Source organism: Neobacillus sp. CF12, from assembly GCF_030348765.1.
Classification (GTDB): Bacteria; Bacillota; Bacilli; order Bacillales; family Cytobacillaceae; genus Neobacillus.
In genome coordinates this window covers 3,119,706-3,142,025 of the sequence record NZ_JAUCEU010000007.1, presented here as the reverse complement: position 1 = coordinate 3,142,025, position 22,320 = coordinate 3,119,706, and the positions used below count along the sequence as shown (strand labels likewise).

Here is a 22,320-nt window from a genome sequence, read left to right as displayed (position 1 = left end):
ATCCACTTTTCAGGCATTAGTTCATGCAATCATTCCTCCCCATTTTAGATATTCTGTTCAAGTGGCCGGAGCTCAGGAATTAGATGTTTATGAATATGTTATTTGGATTTTAGATCATTCGATTGCGCTCCCGGTAAAAGAGCAGCTTAATTTAGTAAATGGTTTCATGTCTAGATCGACTGCTGAACTATTGGACGTGGGCGCTGCTCAATTAATCAAGACTAGTCAGAATCTATATCCTCTAAATGTGACTATATTTCCTTGTGGAGGACCCTTCTCTGCACTTTCACCGATAGATAGGTTAAGGGCCATAACCCTGATAGAGCGACTGGATATTGATCTTGAAAAGTTGAACACTCCTTACAAAAATAATCCGGGACTCGTTCGAAATATGATGGATGTACTAAATGAACTCTCCATGTTTGGACACTATTCGGAATGGACAGCGTATGGAACCACACGACTATTTTCTCCTGAATTTAGAAGAGTGGAATACTTTCCCTCAGGATGGTTTCAGACCGACTATCCAGGACCATCTTTTGGATATCGGGATTTTCGCGGATACTTAGCAATTATTCAGCACAAGAAGGTGAATGACTAATGGCTGATCTTGACGTGATTGTAATTGGTGCAGGCGGCGGTGGAGCCGTTATTGCTAAAGAACTGGGAGAAAAAGGTTTAAAGGTTTTGATTTTAGAAGCCGGCCCCTGGTACGGAAATAAAAAGTGGCCAAATCCAAATTCACAGGCAGGAGGGAAATCTAGCTCAACAATAGATGATTTGGATGTGATCCTCTATAAACAATTGCTGAACAAGTTTGAAATGAACATGAATGATTTAGTTTCAGGAAGGTTTCGATGGGGTCCTGCAGACCGCAGTCGTCCTCAATGGTTTCGGAATGCTAATCAGAAGGGCGTAATTTGGCAATGCTCAGGTGTTGGCGGAACAACTCAAACCTATACGGCAAATTGCCCTCGCGCATACCCAGCAGCAGTTGATAATGTCTGGCCGCTATCATACCAAGAACTTATACCCTATTATGAAAAGGTGGAAGCCACATTACCCGTAAACTTTGCAGCCACGACCGCAAAGGAAGATTTATTTTATTATGGTGCCAAGAAAGCAGGATGGCACTTGATTCCTACACTGGATGTAATTAGTCCAGGATATAGACCGCAGCCGAATGCTATTTTGCCTCCCAACGAAAACATCACAAATTTAAACCTCACAGAAGAGCAATTATCCTGGATGGAAGGCTGTACGCTTTCCGGACATTGTATCAACGGATGTCCGCATGGCCCATCAGTAGATAAGATTGCAAAAAGGTCCACAAATGTCAGCTATGTACCGCTTGCTTTAAAGACCGGCAACGTTTGTATGAGACCAAATGCTTTTGTTATAAAAATAATAACAGAAAATACTGTTTCCAAAGGCCTGCATGCAGTTGGAGTAATAATAAGGGACACTTGGACGGGGGAGCAGGAAGAAATTAGGGCTGGAATCGTCGTTATGGCCTCCGGAAGCATTGAGAGTCCACGATTATGGTTAAATTCAGGGCTTCCTGAGAATCCATGGGTTGGGAGAGGTTTGGTTAATCATTATATGGACTGGGTTTCCGGGATATTTGATGAAAAGGATTTGATATCAATATTGGGGACACCAGATATTAATCCCTTTGTGGGGAATACATGCGGTGCAAGATTGGATTATCCCGGTCTTGGAACGCTGCAGTCTGTAGGGATGAGTCCGGGATTAACCGCTTCTTTTTATGCGGTGAGTGAGTCTGGATACTCTTTCTTACACACACCGAGTATAAATGATCCATGGGATATAAAGGGGCGACTTTACGGCTATGAATTAAAAGATTCAATGGACTCCTATCGAAGAACGTTAAATGTTTTAGTCAGTACAGACGACGAAGTGGATCAGCGAAATGGGGTAACTCTCGATCCGTTAACTCGTGATGAAAATGGATTTGTCCCTGTTGTGAATTATCAGCCAACCAAACCATCGATCAGGAAACGAAGTGAATTGGTTAAAATGGCAGCTGACCTATTAAGAAAAGCTGGGGCAAAGAAAGTAATTTGGACAAATTGGCCGGCTGGAATGATGATTCATATCGAAAGTACGATGCGAATGGGCTTTGTCGTTGATCACGATTGCGAATCATTTCAAGTAAAAAAGTTATATATTGCTGACAATAGCGTCCATTACAATAGTTTGGGCGGAGTCAATCCTACCCTTACCACTCAGGCATTAGCTACCCGTACAGCGGAAAAACTATATGAAAAGTATTTTAATTAGCATGCTTTATTACCTTAATGGAAAAGCTACCATCATAACAATTCTATGTCTGGTGGGATCTTTTAACATGAAAGTATTCGAACTAATTCAAGATATATTTCAACCATTTATGGACGGTGAGAAAAGACCTTTAAATGTAATGGAAGTTTCTAACTTATGGTTTTTTCTTTTAGGTACTGAAACAACAATGCGAAATGAGGAAATTGGTTATAATCTTGCCCAAGATCCTGAATTAAAACAAATTTTAAAAGATATAAGGGAAACTGTTCATATCCCGATTAGAGACGAACTTAAAGAATTTCTCATGAAGGAAGGGATCCCTTTTCCGCAAACGACACCGGAAAAACCTGCTGGTGATTTTAAAGATATTCCCGAGGGTGCTAAATTAAATGATGAAGAACTGGCTAATTTAATGTCTTATAATCTTGCTATGGGTGTTAATTATGCTGCCAAAGGGCTTACTGAATCGATTCGAGCGGATGTAGGGTTGATTTTTTCAAAAATAATCTTGAAGAAAACAACTGCTGGCTTAACTGTAAAACAGTATTTAGATCGCCACAAGTGGCTGCGAATTCCTCCTTATTACAAGGCATAGGTTTTTTAATAACGAAATAAAAGCTACAGATCATAATATCTGTGGCTTTTTAGCATGTAACTCAAAGCCTATTGACAAAACTGGAGGATTAAAATATTATTTATTTATTAATCAATAAATAAAAATAGGGATGGTAGCAAACGTGGCAGTCCGAGAAGATAAAAAAGAAATCATAATAGAAAATGCTGTAGGAGTCTTTGCTGAAAGGGGGTATTACAAAGCGACCACTGCAATGGTTGCAAAGGCAGCCGGCGTGACACAGCCTTATGTGTTTCATTTCTTTGAAAACAAGGAAGAATTATTCAAGGCAGTTATTGATCGTGCATTCGGCCGAATTTACGATACTTTTGCTGAAGTTCATGCACCTGCCGATCAATTAATCGAAACGATGGGGCATGCTTTTGAACAAATCATCCAAACACAACGTGATGAAGTATTAATGGTGATGCAGGCACACGCTATTTCTGATTTAGGTATTCGTGAACATGTTAGTAAGTTATTCCTGACCATGTTTGAATCCTTAACCAAGAAATTTGAAAAAGTAGGTATTCCGAATGCAAAAGAGGCAGCAGCGCATTTTATTGGCACAGGTTTACTTATTACACTTGCAGAAGTTTTGAATTTGCCGCAATTAACGCCTGGAAAAGATAACTGTTAAAAAGGAGCATTACTGCTCTTCTTTTTTCGCATCAATATTTATTGATTGATAAATAAATAAATAAAATTTTTTTGGATAATTATTTATTGATTGATAAATAAATAAAATGAAAGTAGGGATCGTTTATGTTGAAGTTGATGAAAGCGAGTCGAGTTGAAAATAGTCGTTCTGTTAAGCTTTTTGAAGGAGAACGAGCTCTTGTTTTTACAGGTATATTCGGATTTATTCTATCAGCAGGAATTGCTGTATATATGTTTTTTCAAGGAGCCATTATTTTACCCGAAGGAAACTTGAAGGATGCTTTTTCTTTTAACGCTGCTATCGGAATCTATATACTATCAATTGCAGCTATTTTGCCTTTAACTAGTCTTAATACTAAGAAAAGGAAAATAGTTCGTTGGGTATTTATAATTACAAGCTTTTATTGTTATACCATTGAAACTATGCAAAACTTTAGAGGAATTATTCCGAGGTTTTCTCGTCAGGGAACAGTAGTTGATATGGCAGCTGGAATCCTATTTGGTGTTGTTTCGCTAGTACTAGTAATATTGGCAGTTTACCTTTCAGTCCATTTCTTCCGAATGAAAAAGCCCTTTCGACGACCTTTGTTAATAATGGGGGTTCGTTATGCATTTATCTCAGTTCTAGCAGCCAATATCGCTGGATTATGGATGATCCTTCTTCAGGACCGTCTGATAGGAGGGGGTGGGAATGTAATTGTTCTGCATGGAATTGGTTTTCATGCACTGCAAACATTGATTTTGCCCGCTTGGCTTTTGGAAAAGGCACAGATAAGTGAAAGTTTCAAAAAAGGACTCATTCATGCTGGCGGTATTGCTTGGATGCTTATGATCGTTATGATAAGCATCCAAACGGCATTGGGGAAAACTGTCTTTCAGCTAACGACATTTCCCATTCTTGCATGCTTATTCCTTCTAATCTGGTTTGGAACAGTAATTGTCACCTGTAGGCTGCTATTAAAGTGTAAAAGAGAACTTACAGTTACTGCAGAGGTGCTGGAGTGACCGAAAGTAAAAAAGAAGAGGGTACTCGGTCAATGCAGAGGTGCTAGAGTGACTGAAAGTAAAAATGAAGAAGGTGCACGGTCAATGCAGAGGTGCTGGAGTGACTGAAAGTATAAAAGAAGAAGGTACTCGGTCAATGCAGGGGTGCTAGAGTGAAGAAATATTTCAAATTCTCCTTCCAATTTATAGTTTCTTGCAAATATAAATAATCTCCTACGATAAATATTGCTACAATAGTAGATATAGAAGGTTTCTGTGTTCGGAGGTATTTCGGTGCAAACTCAACGTTTTAAGTTTAAATTAAGCACGATTATCATTTTCTTCGTTTGCTTAGTGGTATTGGTATCTTTAATGATTACAGACTTATTGATTAGCAGTACGGTGAGTGAAAATATTCGAAAACATCAAGAGGAAAAAGCGAGGATTGTTTCGAGGTCAATTGCAACATCTCATATTATTATAGAATCCTTAGAAGACGACACAAGATCAAACGAGATACAAGAGTATACGAAGGATATTCAAGCTGCCACCGACATGATGTTTATTGTTGTCATGGATATGAATGGTATTCGGAAATCGCACCCGAATCGAGAACAAATTGGTAAGCACTTTATGGGCGGTGATGAAGAGGAAGCACTTAAGGGGAAAGAGTACGTATCCAGTTCTCAAGGGACATTAGGCGAATCCTTGCGTGCCTTTACCCCCATTTATAATAAAAGTGGTGAACAGATTGGTGTCACTGCAGTAGGGATTTCGCTAGAACGTGTTGAAGCAGCTCTCGGCAAAAGCCATCGAAGTATTCTGACGGTTACAGTATTAGGTTTACTCGTTGGAATCATTGGTGCGATATTGCTAGCAAGGTACATTAAGAGAATCCTATTTGGGCTTGAACCATTTGCGATTGCCAAGATTTTTGTGGAACGGAGTACAATGCTGCAGTCAGTGCACGAGGGGATCATTGCCGTGGATAATGAACAAACCATAACTTTGGTCAACCGATCAGCCCGGCAAATTTTTAAAAAAGCGGGTCTATCCCAGGATCCTGTTGGACTGAAAATTCATGAGTATTTACCCTCAACAGGTCTAGAGCAAGTTTTGGAGACAGGAAATCCTAAACTGGATGAGGAACAAACGATTAACGGTATTTCCATACTTGTTAATCGAGTTCCTCTTATTGTAAATGGCGAGGTCGTTGGTGCGATTTCAACCTTTAGGGACAAAACCGATGTCAAGCAATTGGCAGAGCAATTAACAGGAGTCAAAACTTATGCGGAAGCACTCCGTGCGCAATCGCATGAGTTTATGAATCGTCTCCACGTGATTCTTGGAATGGTCCAAATGAAGTATTATGATGAACTATCAGAGTATATTCGAACAATAGTCGGACATCAAAACAAAGAGATTGGAAACATTACTCGGCATATTAAAGAGCCTGCATTGGCTGGGTTTCTTATGGGGAAACTCAGTTATGCCAGGGAAGAAAATGTGGAGTTATTGATTGAGATGAATACCCTGATTCCTGAGCCGAAAAAACCACAGATTACCCATGAGTTAATCACGATTCTTGGGAATTTAATCGATAATGCGATTGAAGCAATGGGGGAGTCGAGTGAAAAAACACTAGAAGTGAATCTCCATTATCACGATCAATTTTTAACCCTGGAAGTTTTAGATTCAGGACCTGGGATTCCCGAAGAGATTCAAAATAGAATACTTGTAAAAGGTTATTCCACAAAAGGGGAAAATCGAGGCTATGGACTTTATCTGGTTTCAAAATGCATTGAGAACTTATGTGGGGAAATGATTATTGATTCTAAATTACTGCTAGGAACAGAGATTCATATACGAATTCCATACGAGGTAAGGGAGTGTAATCATGATAAAGGTTCTGATCGTTGAAGATGACCCGATGGTAGCGGAATTTAATAAGCGGTATCTTAGAGAAATGAAAGGTTTTAGTTTTGCTGGCATTGTCCATAACGTAAGAGATGCTAAGGATTTCCTTGCAAGGGAACAGGTTAATCTTATTTTGCTTGATGTGTATATGCCAGGGGCTAATGGTCTTGAGTTGCTCCATTTTATTAGAGAACAGAAGATTGCCGTTGATGTTATTCTGATCACTGCAGCAGCAGATACAGAAAAAGTTCAGACCGCCTTACGGCTTGGAGCCGTCGATTATTTAGTTAAACCATTTGAGTTTGAAAGGTTTAACCAGGCATTAAACCAGTATAAAGATAAATATGTCATGTTTGAAAAAAAACAAGTGCTTAATCAGGAAGATTTAGATAGTAGGATTCTTCCATCGGAACAGAGACAATCTGGGGGATTAATCGAGGCTTTGCCTAAAGGTTTAACGAGCAGTACGTTACAAATTATTTTGAATGTTATTAAATCAAAAGAAGGCAGCCTCTTTTCAACCGATGATATTGCAGAGAGTACTTATATATCAAGAGTATCGGTCCGAAAATACTTGAAATATCTAACCCAGCTCGGTGTACTTGAAGAGTCTTTGACATACGGGATTGGCAGACCCGTTTACTATTACATATTGAAAAAGGACAATCTAACTAAGGTATCTATTTATCTGTGAAAAAGTGGCTGCGGCCACTTTTTTTATTAAGATTTATCAAGAATAGAGGGCTATACCCACTAAACCAGACAGAACAATCACATAGACTGGATTCCAGCGGAGTTTGAATAAAGCAAATAAGGATAGACCGAAGATAATGGCTAAGCTTATTGAGTGGAATGATAAATCTAGTGTAATCATGTTATTCGCTAGAGCAAATTTAATGGCTGCGAAAATAATTAAACTGGTAACGATAGGTTTTAATCCATAAAACATCCTATCCACGACTGGATTATGGTGCAGTTTAACATAAAAGGCTGCTACCGCGATGACTAAGATTAGGGAGGGAAGCAAAATAGCAATTGCAGATACAATCGCTCCTTTAATGCCTGCAGCTGAATATCCAATTAAAATGGCACTATTTGCTGCGACAGGTCCTGGAGACATTCCTGCAATGGCGATGATATTCGTTAATTTTTCTGCAGACATCCATCCGTATTCCGTTACTGCATTTTCCATAATGGGTATCATGGCATAGCCCCCGCCAAAGGAGACAAAGCCCATGAGGAAAAATGTGTGAAAAAGCTCCCATAATACCATTCTGTTACACCTCTTTGTTTTTAAATACCAGCACCCATGTAATAATCAGGATTATTTGTTGGATCATCTTCTTTATTTTTTTCCAACTCAATGTTGTAGCCTAATTTCTTTTTAATAAGAGTGGCAACGATTCCAGTTATCGCTCCAAGAAAAATTGCAACAACCGGATGAATAAAAAAGAGTACAGGCACTCCGGCAACCATGATGAAGAAGGTTGTCTTGTCGATAATCGCTGTTTTTGCTATCTTAATCGCTGCATACACAATAATCGCCACAATTGTAACTCGTATTGATACAAATGCCGCTTCTAATTTTGGATTGTCATGAACGTAAAAGTAGGAGATTCCTAAAATAAGAACGATGATAAAAGTAGGCAGTGAAACACCAATCATAGCAGCTATTGCTCCACCGATCCCGCCAATTCTATGGCCAATGAAGGTAGCTGAATTTATGGCAACCGCTCCTGGTACCGTTTGAGATAACGCAATCACATCGGTAATGTCTTCGTTGGTTAACCATTTTCGCTTTTCAACTATTTCTTTTATGAATAAAGGGATCATAGCAAAACCCCCGCCAAACGTAACAGGACTAATCTTAAAAAACGTCCAAAAAATTAGAAACAGCAACTTCCTTCGTGACTTCACATCCATAAAAATCCTTCTTTCCACAAGATTGAAAGAGAACAAATTTCCCATCAACCTATGAATCTAATACCCTATATAAAGGTACCAAAAGACAGAGAATGGGTAAATGGCAACAATTGTAAATTATGGTGACAATTAGACAATTAATGGTGAAATTAATAATGAAATTAATGGTGACAGGCACCGCCCGTGGACACTGTCCACCTCAGGCGGACAGTGAAGTAAAGTGGGGCTGGAATTAAAAAAATGTGAGCCGGAGGGGCTCACATTTTTGGTGCTACGCTGTGATTTGTTTTTTGTCAGAGACTTCGTGGACTGGTTTGAATTCGCCTTCTGTTTTGGAGATGACGACGGTTGCTACTCCGTTTCCAATGAGGTTGGTGATGGCACGTGCTTCTGACATGAAGCGGTCAACACCTAGAATCAGTGCCATTCCTTCGACTGGGATGGATGGGAATACGGCTAACGTTGCAGCTAAGGTAACGAATCCAGAGCCTGTGACGCCAGCGGCACCTTTTGACGTCAACATCAACACCGCAAGCAATGTAATTTGCTGCCAAATACTTAGATCCACACCGTAGGCTTGAGCGATGAACAATGCTGCCATCGATAGATAAATCGAAGTTCCATCAAGGTTAAAGGAATATCCAGTTGGAAGAACCAATCCGACCACTGGCTTGGAACAGCCGTACTTCTCGAGCTTTTCCATCATCTTTGGCAGGGCTGCTTCAGAGGAGGAGGTTCCTACCACCAGGAGGATTTCTTCTTTTATATACGCAATGAATTTGAAGATACTGAAACCGTACATTTTGGCAATTCCGCCAAGGACTAAGACGATGAATAAAGCCATTGTAATATAAACGGAGCCCATTAGTTTTCCAAGATAGACTAATGATTCAACTCCAAATTCCCCAATGGTATATGCCATGGCGCCAAATGCCGCAAATGGAGATACTTTCATAATTATATTAACGATTCCGAAGAATACTTCCGCACATTTTTCAAAAAACTCAATAACGGGTTTTCCCTTTTTACCTAGGTGAGCCAAAGATGCTCCGAATAATATAGCTAATAGAAGTACAGGTAATAATTCACCATTCGCAAACGCACCAATAAAGCTATCAGGAATGATTGATAAGACAAAATCCATAAAACCATGGCTGGTCTCAGCAGCTTTTTCAGTGTATTGTGAGATGTCTCCTTTTCCAGCCTCAGCATCAATCCCTTTACCGGCTTTAATCACATTGGCTACGATAATACCGATAGCTAAAGCGAGAGTGGAGACGATTTCAAAATAGAGTAAAGCCTTCCCGCCGATTTTTCCAACTTTCTTTAAATCTCCCATGCCCGCAATTCCAATAACAATGGTGAGGAAAATAATTGGAGCAATCACCATTTTAACTAGTTTTATAAAAATATCTGCTATCACCTTTAGTTGTGAGCCTATCTCAGGAAAAACAAAACCGACCAAAATACCAAGAAAAATTCCCAAGATTACCTGGGTTGTGAGACTCTTAAAATTAATTTTCATGATCATGCCTCCCATTCGAACTTTTTTTGAAAACGATAACATTTTATTGAATTATCAATATATTACAATTTTGTGAACAACTAAAATAGTTTATAATACTTTAAAAATCGTTTTGTAATTAAAGTAAGTAAATGGAGGAGGATTAATTAAAAATAAATAAAGGCAAGGGAAAAAAGTAAAAGCTGCCATGGCGGCAGCTTTTCATCAATATTATTGTTTTTTTGTACTGTCTGGATCCTGAATTGAAACATTCTTCGGTCGTTCTGGATAGGTTGCCTTACCTGAATCATCGGGACCAGTTAGTTGATTCCGTTGATTAAGAACCTTTCCAGTGTATTCAATTGGATTATTTTTTGGCATTTTGTACACCTCCTGTAATAGTATGGTTGAAAAGTAAATGACAAATTCAATAAATTGGATTAGATTGTTTCTATGAAGACGCAAGAGAGGAGAAAAAATGCCTGTACCTAAGCATATCGTTTCAGCTGCTGCAATTGTTTTAAATGAGAAGAATGAGTTATTACTGATTAAAGGGCCTCGAAGAGGATGGGAAATGCCTGGCGGCCAAGTGGAAGAAGGAGAATCCTTAAAGGATGCGGTTATCCGTGAAACGAAGGAGGAGTCCGGGATTGACATTGAAGTTATAAAGTTTTGTGGAATTTTTCAAAATGTTGAAAGTTCTATTTGTAACACGTTGTTTTTAGGAACACCGACCGGTGGTGAATTAACCACCAGTCCAGAGAGTCTTGAAGTAGGTTTCTTCCCATTAGAAAAAGCATTAGAAATGGTTACATGGAAAAACTTTAGACAAAGAATTGAATTTTGCTTAGATGAGAAACTTCATCCTTTTTATATTGGTTTTTAAAAAGTACATATAAAAAAGAGGCTCCCGTTGTCGGTGCCTCTTCATTGTTCTATGTGGCGCTATTTCGCAGTTCTATCTCGATGTTTCACTTTATAGATAATGGTTGCTAAAATATTGGGGAGGATGAAAAGCATACTCCCCTGCACATTTGCATGTAATACTTGCTCTTCAAATTTCATATTTTCCATCATTTCACCTTGACTTATACCCTTCATTTCATTCGCTTTCCGCATCTTTTCCATTTGCTCAACATATCGATATTGAAAAGGTATTAAAATCAAAGATAAAAGAATGTATCCAACTACAAATATCATTAATACTTCACTCATCTCGAATTTCTCCTTTTTAATTTGTTGTTTACCCACCGAAAAATAAATCAAGAATATTAGAAGCCTTGGATGATTTCTTATTATAAAATTCGGAATAACCGCAGTTTTTACAGAAGATAACGATAAATGTGTTGTGTTGAACATCGAATAATTTCGATAAGCCTGTTCCAGTCATAGCAACTTCTTTTTGCCCCGTATCTCTAGAACCACATTTCAAACACCCTTTTTCGCTCATTGCAATCCCTCCTGTTATAACCCTTTCCATTTATTTACGTGCAGAGAAATCAAAAGGTTTCATAATTATCAAACATTATAGCTTGTACCCTCACATGAAAAAAGGTAAAATTCAATAAAACTAGAAAAGAGGGATGAAAGTGCCATTTGATATTTCAATGCTAGGAATGGGTTATTTTAGCCTGGATGCAGCAGCTGTAGATAAGAGTCCAAGTGAAATGGTAATCACTGATGAGAAAGAAGAAACCTATTACATCGTATCAAGAGAAGTTTATGAAGATGGGCCACAGCAAGAGGGATATAAAATTATTGTGAATGAAGGAGAATAATTCCCCTCCTGACGTATCACCTAAATAAAGCCGTATCATGTCGATACGGCTTCTTTATTTCTTTTTTAAAAAAGGATAAGACAATACTAATCCTAACAAATATAAAATGATTAAAAAGTAAACGGGTAGCAAATGAATAAAGGTTGTATAACCAATATGAAAATGCGTCCCAATTCCCGCTAAAAACGCAGGTAAAGCTCCTATAGCAAGGGTATTCCAAATCCAGCTTTCCCCTTTTCTAAAACCCCAAAGTGATAGCATTAGAACAAGCAAACCAACACTTACAAGGGCACTGCCAAAGCCTGCTCGGTCATGTGCGATAACAGGAATCAAATTATCACTAATGGTATCCAGCATTTGAGGCGACATACACAAGAAGCTTATGTCAGTTGAAACAAAAACTTTGGATATACCTATGGTGGAAATAACAATACCGCCTGCTACAATCAGAGATCCTAGTATAATAAACATGAGCTGTCCATATAGCCCAAATTGCCACGATCGATCATTACTACCATCATTGGAAAAGGGGGCACCTAGGATGCTCTTTCCTTCTTTAAAGCTAAAATAGTATATAGGCAATAAGATAAGCCAAAATAAACCGTGCAGCCAATCAAAGTAACCGTAACCGATAGAAAGAAAAATTCCAATAAATCCTGTGATTGCTGCACTATGAAAAGCAATCCTTGCCCAATGCATGTCATTTTTAATTCCATGACGAGCAAGCTGGATATACATTATTCCTCCAGATATCATGGTTCCAGTTAAAGCCATTCTATCATGGGACATAAAAGCTAGGATGAGCGGATTTACTTGTAAAATATCAGCCCTTGTTAATCCGATAAACGATTCATCGTACGGGAGGATAATACTCGTCAATGCAAAATATAAGGCAAGTATTCCTCCGATTAGGATCGATAGACCAAACAGAAATGACCAGATCCAGTTTTGCTTTTTAATTTGTCGGACTTCTTCATATAATAATCGTTCATGGATCCGCTTTGGTAATCCTGGACCGGATTTAACATATCCTTCTGCTAGCAACAATAAATCTGCACCAGCACGAACCAAAGCACAAGCTTCCCCGGGAGTCTCTACCCCGCCAGAGGTTATGACGATTAGCTCAGGGTGTAGATTTTTAACCTGTTTAACCATTTTAGTTAGGCATTCATTAGCATTGGAAGCATCATGCCAATAGCTGTCCATAGTTTGACGAGGTGCATTTACGACTATACCGCCAATACATGTATGCCTCGGTATTAATTCTTCCATTTTAACTTCTTTTTTGTTCATTTCTTCAGCTGAAAATGATACATAAAAAGGACGCTCCAAGGTCGCTGCGTTTTTATCAATGAATGTGTTAAATTGTTCAGTTGTTCCGATAAATGCGTCCACAAAAGGTGTTAGATGCTGGACAATGATATCCCATTCGTTTCTGTTTACTTGTGCATCTATCTTAGCGAAAATAGGAATTTGAATGTTTAAGCTTGTTAACCTTTTTATTACTAGTTTGAGAGGGACCTTCTCTTGGTGGTCAGAAAACAGAATATGACGGTTTTTCCTTATAGGCTCTTTTTGTCCATTAGGTTCCTTCAGCACGATCGGTCCAATTTCTATAAATCCAAAGCCTAACTCTTGAAAAGCTTTAAGACCTGACAAATTAGGATCTATATTGCCGCTTAATCCAATGGGAGACGGAAATGCAATATCGTTTAAATTTTTTTGAAATTCCTGCGGAGGTTTCATATGTCCTAAAAAACCAATAAGTTGCCGACCGCCCGGAATGGACGCAATGGTGCTCATGGATTTATGAATAATCTCTCGGCTTGTTTTCGGCCTTATTTTATCTAGCAAAAGTCTTGTGAGTGGGTGATAAGACCAATCTGGCATAAACAACACCTTCTAAACATAAATTTCTCAATTTTGTATTTTCATAATTACTGTTCCTAACGTGGTTAATAATATCAAGCAGTATAGGAATTGTAAATTTTAGAAAAATCCGCCCGAAAAACAAATCAAGCGCTTGATGAAAAAATTTTTAATAAAAGAATAGTCCTCTAGGAAATCCTAAATATAGGGAGGGATGCGCAGGTGATATTTTCTTTAAAAGGGGATGCCCACAAAGTTTTTCTGCGATTGAAAAAAACAATCCATAATGGCGATATCATCAGGGAAACAAAAGAATTTAAAGAAATAGAAAAGATTCAAACTCTTTATCAATCTCTAGATAGCGGTACATTGCAATTAATCCATTACCGTATGATAAAAGAATATAACGGGTCAGGCATTATTCCAATCCTGGTATCATCTGCTCCCTGGTTGTTACTTCTGTTTTCAAAACAATTAGCTTCCTACCTATTCAAAGATGGATCCTGGCTTTGGGCTGGTTTTTGTATCGTCTACCTGCTTACGTTAGGTATAAGTGTGATGATCCATTTTCGAGAAAAGGCATGGGCAGCTTTTCATATGGAAATCATTCAAGATATATTAAAGGAAAGAAAGAATGAAGCTGATCAGGGGCATCCCACAAAGTAATGTCCCTGATCTAGTATACCTTCCAAAATTAAACTTTTTTAATTCATCCAATATCTGATATAGTAGTCTTTGAGATAAAGAGAGAGGAATGAAGACTACACGATGAAATGTTTCTCAATCGATTTAGACGGTACGTTACTAAATTCTGAACATGCTATATCTGAAGTTAACTTACAAACCATTAACGAATTGCGGAAGCAAGGGCATGCGGTTATTCTAAACACCGGCCGGGCTTATGCGGATGTTATAAAAATAAAGGCGTTACAAAATTTAGAGATTCCTATTTTTTGTGTGAACGGTTCAGTTTTATTCTCAGAATCAAGAGAGCTGTTATATGAAGCGACTGTATCGATTGAAACGTATAAAGAACTGTTTCCGATATTAAAGGGTCTAGGTGTGGGTATCTTAGTTTATACCAATTATGGGGGATTCCCGTCCACATTACCGCCTTTGCATAAAAAAAGTAAAGAAGAACTCAATACTCTTTTTGAAGAATTCAATTACGATGCAATTCTTGAAAAAGACCAGTTGAAAATCTATAAATTAATTGCTTTAACACACCATGACCAGTTAGAAAAAGTGGAAGAAGTTAAAAAGGCGCTTGAAGGTAAGTTTGCTATTTCAATGGCTTCTTCATTCCCAAATAATGTAGAAATTACTTCAAATGAAGCGCATAAAGGAAAAGCATTATTACGCTACCAAAACATGATGAATCTTGACTTTGAAGAGATCATTGCTTTTGGTGATGGCGGTAATGACCTTGCTATGTTCGAGGTAGCTACTACTTCTGTTGCAATGGCTAATGCACCGCTTCATGTGCAGCAAGCAGCAGACATCATTACAAAATCAAATGATGAAGATGGATTTGCCTATGCAGTTCGTGATTTGCTTAAACTTCATACAGAAACACTAGTAAAATAATATAAAGCCCAATTTCCTATTAATGAAGGAAATTGGGCTTTTCGTTTTTAATTGGTTACAGGCTTTTTCAAGAATCCCATTAATAATGCAGAAACAATTGATCCAATCACAACTGCTAGTAAATACAACAACCAACTGCCGTCAACGAGTGGAATTACGAATACTCCACCATGCGGAGCACGCAGTCCGATACTGAACATCATTGATAAAGCACCAGCAATGGCTGAACCAGCCATAACAGAAGGAATGACACGAAGTGGATCAGCTGCTGCAAATGGAATGGCACCTTCAGTGATAAAGGATAATCCCATAATATAGTTCACCTTGCCTGCTTCTCGATCTTGAAGGCTGAATTTTTTCTTAAATAATGTTGTTGCAATTGCAATTGCTAATGGAGGAACCATTCCAGCAGCCATAATAGCAGCCATTGGTTCGTATACCCCATTTGCTAATAACCCTGTTCCAAACACATATGCTGCCTTGTTAACTGGGCCACCCATATCAAATGACATCATTAATCCTAAAATAATTCCAAGTAAAACTGCATTTCCTGTACCCAAACCAGATAACCACTCTGAAATAGCTGTATTTAATGCGCCCACAGGCTTATTCACAACAAATAACATAATGAATCCAGTTAACGCAATACCTAATAAAGGATATAACAGAATCGTTTTAATTCCTTCGAGCGAAGATGGCATACCAGAAAGAAGTTTTTTCAAGCCGACCACTAAATACCCAGCTAGGAAACCAGCAACAAGTCCGCCTAAGAATCCTGCTCCGCCGCTAGTAGCAAGCATTCCGCCGACCATACCTGCTGCAAATCCTGGACGGTCCGCAATGCTCATGGCAATAAATCCTGCTAAAATGGGAACCATTAAGGCGAATGCATTTCCGCCGCCAATCGTCATCAGTGCTTCAGCAATTGGATGATAGGTAGGATCATCAGGATTGGCTGCATTAATGCCGAACATAAAGCTGATGGCAATTAAAATACCGCCGCCGACTACGAATGGAAGCATATTTGATACACCGTTCATCAAATGCTTATAAATCGTCGCTCCAATTCCTCTTCCAGTTTGTTCACTTTCCTGACTCGATTTTCCAGTGCCGCTGTATATCGGAGCATCTTGTTTTAATGCTCTTTCGATTAGTTCCTTTGGTTTGCGAATCCCATCAGCAACAGCTGTTTCAATGACATGTTTGCCATTAAAACGGTTCATTTCAACTTTCGTATCAGCCGCTACGATAACAGCAACAGCATTTTCAATTTCTTCTGCTGTTAGTACGTTTTTAGCACCACCGGAGCCATTTGTCTCAACCTTGATATCAACACCCATTTCTGCTGCTTTTGCTTTTAGAGAATCAGCAGACATATACGTGTGAGCAATACCCGTAGGACAAGCTGTTACGGCAACAATAAATTGTTTCTTACCAGCCATAGATTGTTCTTCGTTTTTTTCTTCTTGGTCATAAGAATCAATAATAGTTAAAATCTCATCTGCACTTTTAGCTTCTAAAAGTTGTTTGCGAACTTCATCTTTTAATAGAATGGTTGAAAGTCGGGAAAGTGCTTCTAAATGTGTATTGTTTGCCCCTTCGGTTGCCGCAATCATAAAGAAGAGGTGAGAAGGCTGGCCATCAAGAGATTCATAGTTTACACCAACTTTGGATCTCCCGAACGCAATTGCTGCATGTTTAACAGCATTTGTTTTTGCATGGGGGATCGCAATTCCATCTCCAATCCCTGTTGTGCTTTGCTCTTCCCTTTTGATAATCGCCTTTTTATATTCTGAACGATCGTTTAATTTGCCTGCCTGATCTAAAACACTTACTAATTCTTCAATTGCACCGGTCTTTGTTGAACTTGTTAATGAAAGGTTGATGGTTTCTTTTGTTAATAGTTCAGTAATCCTCATCATCATTCTCCTCTTAGGTTTGACTTTTCTACTATTACTTGAGGGAGCAAGCCTTCCATTTTTTCGCGTGTACATAATCCGATTGAAAAGGCAGTCGCACTGCCAGCCGCCACACTAAAACGAAAAGCTTCGTCTATCGATTTTGTTTTTTCATAGGTTGCGATAAATCCTGCTACCATGGAATCTCCTGCACCAACTGAGCTTTTTACATTACCTTGTGGGCTAGTGGCGATTAAGGCAAGATCCTTATTGATGAGAACAGCCCCTTTATCGGCAAGAGATACAATCACATTTTGTGCACCTTGTTTGACAAGCTCTCTGCCAAAAGGAATGACCTCTTCACAAGAGTTGATAACGGTATTAAATAAATCACCCAGTTCATGGTGATTCGGTTTTATTAGGAAGGGTCCCAATGGAAGAACCTTCTTAAGCAATTCACCTTCTGCATCGACAACGAATTTTGTGCCGTTTTCATTACATAGTTTTACAAGTTCTTCATACGTGCTCTCTGGCATCGTGGATGGAATGCTGCCGGCAAGTACAAGAATATCATTGCTAGTAAGTTCTCGAATTTTTGCCTTCAAGGATTCAAAGTTTCCTTCGGTAATGTTTGGTCCTTTAGCATTGATTTCTGTTTCTTTGTCAGACTTGAGTTTTACATTTATTCTTGTATCTTCATCGACTCTCACAAAGTCGGTGTGAATACCGTGTGATGTTAAGAAACTTTCAATATAATCTCCGGTAAAACCGCCCAAAAATCCAAGAGCACGACTATCAACGTCTAATCTTTTTAAAACCTGAGAAACATTGATTCCTTTTCCACCTGGAAATTTGGTTTCGTTCTTTGTTCGGTTTAATTCACCAAGCGTTACTTGCTCTACTTCTACAATGTAATCAAGGGAGGGATTTAATGTAACTGTATAAATCATGATGTAACCACCTTTATGTTTGTCTTGCTATGATATTGATCCTTCGTATCAGGGTCTAATTCATTTGTGATAATTGTCGCCATATGGAGGTCTGCGATTTTTGCAAAAGCAATTTCTGAGAATTTTGATTCATCCGAAACCACAAATGCTTCACGTGATAATGAAATCGCTAGTTGTTTAACCATAGCCTCTTCAGGGTCGGGAGTTGTATAGCCAAATTGTGAATGAATTCCGTTCACTCCCATAAAGCACTTATCAAAACGGTAATGTTCTAGACTATCTAATGCTCCGCGGCCAATTAAGGCTTTCGTGGATGGCTTAGCGTAGCCGCCTATTAAAAATGTTTTTATGTTTCTTTCAATAAGTTCATTTACATGTGTTAATCCGTTTGTTACCACGACTATGTTTTCTGGAAGAAAGGGAATCATTTCAAACATGGTAGAACCTGCGTCTAAATAAATACAGTCACCATCTTCCACTAAACTTCCGGCAAATTGAGCGATTTGACGTTTTCCTTGAAGGTTTTTGGAGGATTTCTCAGTCATACTTGGTTCCTGCAACTTTCCTTGGAGCCTGGCAGCACCCCCGTGTACGCGCTTGAGAAATTTCCCTTGTTCTAACTGTATAAGATCTCTTCTAATCGTTGACTCAGAGGAATTCGTTAATTCAACAAGTTCTTGAAGTTTAACAGAATTCTTTACTTTTAATGCTTCCAATATGATTTGATGGCGTTCTGGCTCTAACATCATTACCGCCTCCTAAAACGCTTTCATTTATTCTATTTTTATTCTACTACCATAAACATTAAAAATCAATCATAAAAGTTCATAAACATTCTTTTTCGTTCAAAAAACTCCAAATAAAAAGGATGCCTTTTCAGCATCCTTGTAACCTTTATAGTATTCCCAAAATGAAATTTATTTTTTGAACACTTTCTACTTTTGCACTTTTATGAAAAAAACAGATTTAGTTAAAAATATAGATATATTTGAAACCTTATTGAGTATAATACGTATATGTAAATGTTGCAGATGAAAAAAATATTTATAGATAGGAAGAATACATTTGGGATCAATTATTTTTGAAATTGGAAATTATATCTATGATATTTATTATTGGTTAATCTTGATTAATATTTTTGGTTCCTGGTTTCCGCAATTTCAAACATCAAAAGTTGGAACGATTGTAGGTAAACTCGTTAACCCGTACTTATCTATCTTTAGGAAATTTATCCCGCCGTTAGGGATGATTGATTTCTCACCAATCGTTGCGATTATAGCTTATAGCTTTCTTGGGAATTTTGCTCTTGAGGGACTTCGCCAACTGATAATTATGATAGGTGCTTAATTAAATTACGTAAATCAGATAGGGCTTTACTTACATTTTATTGTAGGTAAGGCCCTATTACTTTTTCTGAAAAATTTTTCAATTGAGTTGGTAGGTTGTTAGTATCACTAAACTGGTAATTTGAGGTATTCTAGAAATTAGATGATGCAAAGGGGAGATGTACTTGAAATCTGCATTAATACTTGGAGGAACTCAATTTGTTGGTAAGAGGTTGGTGCAATTATTAGTAGACGAAGGAATCGAGGTTACCATTGCGACAAGAGGACTAACTGCTGATCCCTTCGGTAAGCAAGTCTCAAGATTAATTATTAATCGTGAAAATGCGGAATCATTGGACCAAGCTTTTAAGGATAAGAGCTGGGATGTTGTATATGATCAAACATGCTATTCTTCCCAAGAAGCCCTTGATACGCTAAACGCCTTAAATGGAAAGGTTCAAAAATATATATTTACTTCAAGTCAGGCCGTTTATGATTTTGGGACCAAGCATTCAGAGGAAGGCTTTAATCCAATGGAGTTCCAGCCCATCCTAAAAACAAGGAGAGACTACATAGGCTATGTCGGATATCAGGAAGCAAAGCGAGCGGCTGAGGCAATTCTATTTCAGAATGCTGACATTCCAGTGGTGGCAGTAAGGTTCCCGATTATTCTAGGAGAAGACGATTATACAAACCGGTTTAAATTCCATGTTGAGCACGTAAAGGAAGGAAAACCACTGTTCATTGAAGATCCTGACTTACGTTATAGCTTTATTGATTCAATGGAGGCAGCTTCGTTTTTATACACGATTGCTAAATCTAATTATCATGGTGGCATTAACCCAGGCTCTGAAGGAGATGTCAGTCTGAGAGAATTACTCGGGTTAATTGAGGAGCATATCGGTGCACATGCAATTTTAAGCAAGAACGGTAGTCCATCCCCCTATAATCTGCCAGGATCATGGTCTGTAAGTACGAGTCTAGTTCAATCAATGGGATACAGGTTTACATCCTTAGATAAACTTTTAAGCGAATTAATTCTTCACTATTCATCGTAAAGGGGAATAAGAATGAGTGTACAAAAGGCTTCAATAAATGATCTACATGCGTTAACAGAGCTATTTGATTCCTACCGCGTATTTTATGAGCAAGAATCAAACCTTGAGGGAGCAAACTCTTTTTTAAAAGAAAGATTATTAAACGAGGATTCAGTTATTTTTATTGCCTATGATGAGAGTAATCCGGTTGGTTTTGTTCAACTATATCCGACATTTTCTTCTGTTAGTATGAAAAAATCATGGATCCTTAACGATTTATATGTAAATGCATCTGCTCGCAAGAACGGTTTTGGGGAGAAATTAATTCATGCAGCGATTGAATTTGCCAAGGAAACAGGTGCAAAGGGGGTATTGCTAGAAACAGGGGAAGATAATCTGAATGCACAGAGATTGTATGAAAAAATAGGATTTAAGAAGGAAGAAAATTACTTTTACTATCTTTCAATATAACGTCAATAGATTGCACAAACTACTCCTAGACGGAAAATTAATCCATCTAAACTGGGAGGTAGTCATAATGAATAATAATGAGCAAAACGCAACGATAATATCAAATGATGCATTACGCGGAAAACCCTATTTAGATATTGACCGTGTCATTACAGAAGGGAATCACAAAAAATCCAACCAGAGTAGAAATGAAAAATAATTGGTGGGTGTAAAGAGGCTTAATTAAGCCTCTTTTATTTTTTACCCTGTCTTAGCCATGTAGCATTAATATAGGATGACTATGGTGACCGAAAACCAATAAAAAAGAAGAAAGTGGTAACCATGAAGGCTCTATGGTGACCGAAAACCGATAAAAAAAGAAGAAAGTGGTAACTATGAAGGCTCTATGGTGATCGAAAATCAATAAAAAAGAAGAAAGTGGTAACCATGAACGGTATCTTATTGAATGACCTCACCTAGGGAAAGACACTTATTTGATTATCTATCTTTTTTGAATTTTGGTAAAATGGTAAGTATAAATTTAGAAGTAAAGGGAGATGTCCCCATGGAAATTAGACAACTAACCTCTTCAGATGCCCCAAAATACTGGGATTTAAGATTAGAAGCCTTAAAGCTAGCCCCAGATGCATTTTTAACCAGTTATGAAGACGCTATTAAAAGAGAAAATCCGGTAGCGCAGGTTGTGAGCAATCTTACAATAGAAGGAAATTATACGTTTGGGGCATTTGATGGTGATGACCTCATTGGTGTAGTAACCCTTCTCCAAGAAAAAGCAGAAAAGATCCAGCATAGAGCAAACATTTTTGCGATGTATGTGACACCAAAGAAACAAGGATTAGGTGTAGGGGAGGCACTTCTCACCGAAGCAATTAATAAAGCAAAATCGATAAAGGGAATTGAAAAAATTAATTTATCAGTTGTGGCAAGCAATGAACCAGCGAAAAAGCTTTATACTAAACTAGGCTTTAAAGTTTATGGGCTCGAGGAAAAAGCCATGAAACTAAATGGTGTTTATTTGGATGACGAACATAGGGTGCTGCATCTAAAATGAGCAAACCTGCCATAAGACAAGCAACCATTCAAGATTTACCTCATATCGTACCTATTTTTGACTCTTATCGGGAGTATTTTAACCAGCAAAAGGACCCGGTATTGGTGGAACGTTTTCTATTTGAAAAGTTTGAACACAGGGAATCCGTTATTTTTATCGCACAGAAACAAGATGAAGTGATTGGCTTTGCACAACTCTATCCACTATTTTCTTCCTTAACCCTACAACGTGTTTGGCTACTAAATGATTTTTTCATAACAGAGGAGTTTAGGGGCAGCGGGGTTGGCACACAACTATTTGCGACAGTCAAAGAATTTACTTTATTAACAAAATCAAAAGGTATAGAACTTTCGGTTGAGCATACCAATAAAAAAGCATGGACGTTTTGGGAGAAACAAGGCTTTAAGCAAGATGAAGAATTTCGTTATTACTTTTATAAGCTCTAATTA

Annotated in this window: 27 protein-coding genes; 17 read left to right on the top strand and 10 right to left on the bottom strand. The window is 38.1% G+C overall.

The window, feature by feature from the left end:
* Positions 1 to 61 precede the first annotated feature (61 nt).
* The 7 genes from QUG14_RS14945 to QUG14_RS14915 all read left to right on the top strand — a co-directional run bounded on the left by QUG14_RS14945 (position 62) and on the right by QUG14_RS14915 (position 7,172).
* Complete coding sequence (locus tag QUG14_RS14945; RefSeq protein ID WP_289341327.1) at positions 62 to 601, top strand: hypothetical protein; 540 nt, start codon at positions 62 to 64, stop codon at positions 599 to 601.
* Complete coding sequence (locus tag QUG14_RS14940) at positions 601 to 2,304, top strand: GMC family oxidoreductase N-terminal domain-containing protein (protein WP_289341326.1); 1,704 nt, start codon at positions 601 to 603, stop codon at positions 2,302 to 2,304. Before QUG14_RS14945 ends, QUG14_RS14940 begins: the two co-directional genes overlap by 1 nt.
* Positions 2,285 to 2,899, top strand: coding sequence for a DUF3231 family protein (locus QUG14_RS14935; RefSeq protein ID WP_289341325.1), 615 nt, complete (start codon positions 2,285 to 2,287; stop codon positions 2,897 to 2,899). Before QUG14_RS14940 ends, QUG14_RS14935 begins: the two co-directional genes overlap by 20 nt.
* Before the next feature lie 142 nt (positions 2,900 to 3,041).
* Entirely contained in the window at positions 3,042 to 3,557 is a 516-nt protein-coding gene (locus QUG14_RS14930; RefSeq protein ID WP_289341324.1) for a TetR/AcrR family transcriptional regulator, read from the top strand.
* Between the two features lie 125 nt (positions 3,558 to 3,682).
* Positions 3,683 to 4,582, top strand: coding sequence for a hypothetical protein (locus QUG14_RS14925; RefSeq protein ID WP_289341323.1), 900 nt, complete (start codon positions 3,683 to 3,685; stop codon positions 4,580 to 4,582).
* 273 nt (positions 4,583 to 4,855) lie between these two features.
* The gene (gene dcuS / locus QUG14_RS14920; RefSeq protein ID WP_289341322.1) at positions 4,856 to 6,481 is read left to right on the top strand and encodes a DcuS/MalK family sensor histidine kinase; all 1,626 of its coding nucleotides are present in this window, start codon (positions 4,856 to 4,858) and stop codon (positions 6,479 to 6,481) included.
* Positions 6,459 to 7,172, top strand: a complete 714-nt coding sequence (locus QUG14_RS14915) for a response regulator (RefSeq protein WP_289341321.1) — start codon at positions 6,459 to 6,461, stop codon at positions 7,170 to 7,172. The genes dcuS and QUG14_RS14915 overlap by 23 nt, the downstream gene beginning before the upstream one ends.
* A gap of 36 nt (positions 7,173 to 7,208) precedes the next feature.
* Here the strand turns inward: QUG14_RS14915 and QUG14_RS14910 are convergent, their stop codons facing one another.
* The 4 genes from QUG14_RS14910 to QUG14_RS14895 all read right to left on the bottom strand — a co-directional run bounded on the left by QUG14_RS14910 (position 7,209) and on the right by QUG14_RS14895 (position 10,286).
* Entirely contained in the window at positions 7,209 to 7,751 is a 543-nt protein-coding gene (locus QUG14_RS14910; protein WP_289341320.1) for a chromate transporter, read from the bottom strand.
* Positions 7,752 to 7,771: 20 nt separating this feature from the next.
* Positions 7,772 to 8,401: a chromate transporter gene (locus QUG14_RS14905; RefSeq protein WP_289341319.1), complete on the bottom strand. Its 630-nt coding sequence runs from the start codon at positions 8,399 to 8,401 to the stop codon at positions 7,772 to 7,774.
* 271 nt (positions 8,402 to 8,672) lie between these two features.
* On the bottom strand, positions 8,673 to 9,926 hold the full coding sequence (locus QUG14_RS14900; protein ID WP_289341318.1) for a dicarboxylate/amino acid:cation symporter: 1,254 nt from the start codon (positions 9,924 to 9,926) through the stop codon (positions 8,673 to 8,675).
* 210 nt (positions 9,927 to 10,136) lie between these two features.
* A complete protein-coding gene (locus QUG14_RS14895) occupies positions 10,137 to 10,286 on the bottom strand; it encodes a hypothetical protein (protein ID WP_289341317.1) in 150 nt (49 codons plus the stop codon).
* Positions 10,287 to 10,383: 97 nt separating this feature from the next.
* Here QUG14_RS14895 and QUG14_RS14890 point away from each other — a divergent pair, with 97 nt between their 5' ends.
* A complete protein-coding gene (locus tag QUG14_RS14890) occupies positions 10,384 to 10,791 on the top strand; it encodes an NUDIX hydrolase (protein ID WP_289341316.1) in 408 nt (135 codons plus the stop codon).
* Positions 10,792 to 10,850: 59 nt separating this feature from the next.
* On the opposite strand, the gene QUG14_RS14885 is transcribed toward QUG14_RS14890, so the two are convergent.
* Together QUG14_RS14885 and QUG14_RS14880 are read right to left on the bottom strand one after the other, a co-directional pair.
* Positions 10,851 to 11,120 carry a DUF3949 domain-containing protein gene (locus tag QUG14_RS14885; RefSeq protein ID WP_289341315.1) on the bottom strand — a complete coding sequence of 90 codons (270 nt, stop codon included), beginning with the start codon at positions 11,118 to 11,120 and terminating at the stop codon, positions 10,851 to 10,853.
* Positions 11,121 to 11,148: 28 nt separating this feature from the next.
* Positions 11,149 to 11,355: a zinc ribbon domain-containing protein gene (locus QUG14_RS14880; RefSeq protein ID WP_289341314.1), complete on the bottom strand. Its 207-nt coding sequence runs from the start codon at positions 11,353 to 11,355 to the stop codon at positions 11,149 to 11,151.
* 139 nt (positions 11,356 to 11,494) lie between these two features.
* Here QUG14_RS14880 and QUG14_RS14875 point away from each other — a divergent pair, with 139 nt between their 5' ends.
* Complete coding sequence (locus tag QUG14_RS14875) at positions 11,495 to 11,683, top strand: hypothetical protein (RefSeq protein WP_095248951.1); 189 nt, start codon at positions 11,495 to 11,497, stop codon at positions 11,681 to 11,683.
* A 54-nt stretch (positions 11,684 to 11,737) separates the two neighbouring features.
* Here the strand turns inward: QUG14_RS14875 and QUG14_RS14870 are convergent, their stop codons facing one another.
* Positions 11,738 to 13,573, bottom strand: a complete 1,836-nt coding sequence (locus QUG14_RS14870) for a dihydroorotate dehydrogenase (protein ID WP_289341313.1) — start codon at positions 13,571 to 13,573, stop codon at positions 11,738 to 11,740.
* Between the two features lie 201 nt (positions 13,574 to 13,774).
* On the opposite strand from QUG14_RS14870, the gene QUG14_RS14865 reads away from it, so the two are divergent.
* Together QUG14_RS14865 and QUG14_RS14860 are read left to right on the top strand one after the other, a co-directional pair.
* Positions 13,775 to 14,218, top strand: a complete 444-nt coding sequence (locus QUG14_RS14865; RefSeq protein ID WP_289341312.1) for a hypothetical protein — start codon at positions 13,775 to 13,777, stop codon at positions 14,216 to 14,218.
* A gap of 102 nt (positions 14,219 to 14,320) precedes the next feature.
* Positions 14,321 to 15,139 carry an HAD family hydrolase gene (locus QUG14_RS14860; RefSeq protein WP_289341311.1) on the top strand — a complete coding sequence of 273 codons (819 nt, stop codon included), beginning with the start codon at positions 14,321 to 14,323 and terminating at the stop codon, positions 15,137 to 15,139.
* A 47-nt stretch (positions 15,140 to 15,186) separates the two neighbouring features.
* Here QUG14_RS14860 and QUG14_RS14855 read toward each other — a convergent pair whose 3' ends face one another.
* The 3 genes from QUG14_RS14855 to QUG14_RS14845 are packed head-to-tail and all read right to left on the bottom strand — an operon-like array spanning position 15,187 to position 18,733.
* On the bottom strand, positions 15,187 to 17,058 hold the full coding sequence (locus tag QUG14_RS14855) for a PTS fructose transporter subunit IIABC (RefSeq protein WP_289341310.1): 1,872 nt from the start codon (positions 17,056 to 17,058) through the stop codon (positions 15,187 to 15,189).
* Positions 17,059 to 17,060: 2 nt separating this feature from the next.
* Complete coding sequence (gene pfkB / locus QUG14_RS14850; protein ID WP_289341309.1) at positions 17,061 to 17,987, bottom strand: 1-phosphofructokinase; 927 nt, start codon at positions 17,985 to 17,987, stop codon at positions 17,061 to 17,063.
* Positions 17,984 to 18,733 (bottom strand): DeoR/GlpR family DNA-binding transcription regulator, encoded by a 750-nt coding sequence (locus tag QUG14_RS14845; protein WP_289341308.1) that lies wholly within the window; start codon positions 18,731 to 18,733, stop codon positions 17,984 to 17,986. Before QUG14_RS14845 ends, pfkB begins: the two co-directional genes overlap by 4 nt.
* A 319-nt stretch (positions 18,734 to 19,052) precedes the next feature.
* Here QUG14_RS14845 and QUG14_RS14840 point away from each other — a divergent pair, with 319 nt between their 5' ends.
* From QUG14_RS14840 to QUG14_RS14815, 6 genes are all read left to right on the top strand, one after another.
* On the top strand, positions 19,053 to 19,334 hold the full coding sequence (locus QUG14_RS14840) for a YggT family protein (RefSeq protein WP_289341307.1): 282 nt from the start codon (positions 19,053 to 19,055) through the stop codon (positions 19,332 to 19,334).
* A 163-nt stretch (positions 19,335 to 19,497) separates the two neighbouring features.
* Positions 19,498 to 20,370: an NAD-dependent epimerase/dehydratase family protein gene (locus tag QUG14_RS14835; protein WP_289341306.1), complete on the top strand. Its 873-nt coding sequence runs from the start codon at positions 19,498 to 19,500 to the stop codon at positions 20,368 to 20,370.
* Positions 20,371 to 20,382: 12 nt separating this feature from the next.
* Positions 20,383 to 20,820 (top strand): GNAT family N-acetyltransferase, encoded by a 438-nt coding sequence (locus tag QUG14_RS14830; RefSeq protein ID WP_289341305.1) that lies wholly within the window; start codon positions 20,383 to 20,385, stop codon positions 20,818 to 20,820.
* A gap of 67 nt (positions 20,821 to 20,887) precedes the next feature.
* The gene (locus tag QUG14_RS14825) at positions 20,888 to 21,019 is read left to right on the top strand and encodes a hypothetical protein (protein WP_289341304.1); all 132 of its coding nucleotides are present in this window, start codon (positions 20,888 to 20,890) and stop codon (positions 21,017 to 21,019) included.
* Between the two features lie 345 nt (positions 21,020 to 21,364).
* On the top strand, positions 21,365 to 21,871 hold the full coding sequence (locus tag QUG14_RS14820) for a GNAT family N-acetyltransferase (protein ID WP_289341303.1): 507 nt from the start codon (positions 21,365 to 21,367) through the stop codon (positions 21,869 to 21,871).
* Positions 21,868 to 22,317, top strand: coding sequence for a GNAT family N-acetyltransferase (locus tag QUG14_RS14815; RefSeq protein WP_289341302.1), 450 nt, complete (start codon positions 21,868 to 21,870; stop codon positions 22,315 to 22,317). Before QUG14_RS14820 ends, QUG14_RS14815 begins: the two co-directional genes overlap by 4 nt.
* The last annotated feature ends 3 nt before the right edge of the window (positions 22,318 to 22,320 follow it).

Bases quoted from the DNA above. Each gene is read 5' to 3' on its own strand.
- QUG14_RS14940 (WP_289341326.1), top strand. From the start codon at position 601: ATGGCTGATCTTGACGTGATTGTAATTGGTGCAGGCGGCGGTGGAGCC.
- QUG14_RS14935 (WP_289341325.1), top strand. From the start codon at position 2,285: ATGAAAAGTATTTTAATTAGCATGCTTTATTACCTTAATGGAAAAGCT.
- QUG14_RS14925 (WP_289341323.1), top strand. From the start codon at position 3,683: ATGTTGAAGTTGATGAAAGCGAGTCGAGTTGAAAATAGTCGTTCTGTT.
- QUG14_RS14915 (WP_289341321.1), top strand. From the start codon at position 6,459: ATGATAAAGGTTCTGATCGTTGAAGATGACCCGATGGTAGCGGAATTT.
- QUG14_RS14910 (WP_289341320.1), bottom strand. From the start codon at position 7,751: ATGGTATTATGGGAGCTTTTTCACACATTTTTCCTCATGGGCTTTGTC.
- QUG14_RS14905 (WP_289341319.1), bottom strand. From the start codon at position 8,401: ATGGATGTGAAGTCACGAAGGAAGTTGCTGTTTCTAATTTTTTGGACG.
- QUG14_RS14900 (WP_289341318.1), bottom strand. From the start codon at position 9,926: ATGAAAATTAATTTTAAGAGTCTCACAACCCAGGTAATCTTGGGAATT.
- QUG14_RS14895 (WP_289341317.1), bottom strand. From the start codon at position 10,286: ATGCCAAAAAATAATCCAATTGAATACACTGGAAAGGTTCTTAATCAA.
- QUG14_RS14890 (WP_289341316.1), top strand. From the start codon at position 10,384: ATGCCTGTACCTAAGCATATCGTTTCAGCTGCTGCAATTGTTTTAAAT.
- QUG14_RS14885 (WP_289341315.1), bottom strand. From the start codon at position 11,120: ATGAGTGAAGTATTAATGATATTTGTAGTTGGATACATTCTTTTATCT.
- QUG14_RS14880 (WP_289341314.1), bottom strand. From the start codon at position 11,355: ATGAGCGAAAAAGGGTGTTTGAAATGTGGTTCTAGAGATACGGGGCAA.
- QUG14_RS14870 (WP_289341313.1), bottom strand. From the start codon at position 13,573: ATGCCAGATTGGTCTTATCACCCACTCACAAGACTTTTGCTAGATAAA.
- QUG14_RS14860 (WP_289341311.1), top strand. From the start codon at position 14,321: ATGAAATGTTTCTCAATCGATTTAGACGGTACGTTACTAAATTCTGAA.
- QUG14_RS14855 (WP_289341310.1), bottom strand. From the start codon at position 17,058: ATGAGGATTACTGAACTATTAACAAAAGAAACCATCAACCTTTCATTA.
- pfkB (WP_289341309.1), bottom strand. From the start codon at position 17,987: ATGATTTATACAGTTACATTAAATCCCTCCCTTGATTACATTGTAGAA.
- QUG14_RS14845 (WP_289341308.1), bottom strand. From the start codon at position 18,733: ATGTTAGAGCCAGAACGCCATCAAATCATATTGGAAGCATTAAAAGTA.
- QUG14_RS14830 (WP_289341305.1), top strand. From the start codon at position 20,383: ATGAGTGTACAAAAGGCTTCAATAAATGATCTACATGCGTTAACAGAG.
- QUG14_RS14825 (WP_289341304.1), top strand. From the start codon at position 20,888: ATGAATAATAATGAGCAAAACGCAACGATAATATCAAATGATGCATTA.
- QUG14_RS14820 (WP_289341303.1), top strand. From the start codon at position 21,365: ATGGAAATTAGACAACTAACCTCTTCAGATGCCCCAAAATACTGGGAT.
- QUG14_RS14815 (WP_289341302.1), top strand. From the start codon at position 21,868: ATGAGCAAACCTGCCATAAGACAAGCAACCATTCAAGATTTACCTCAT.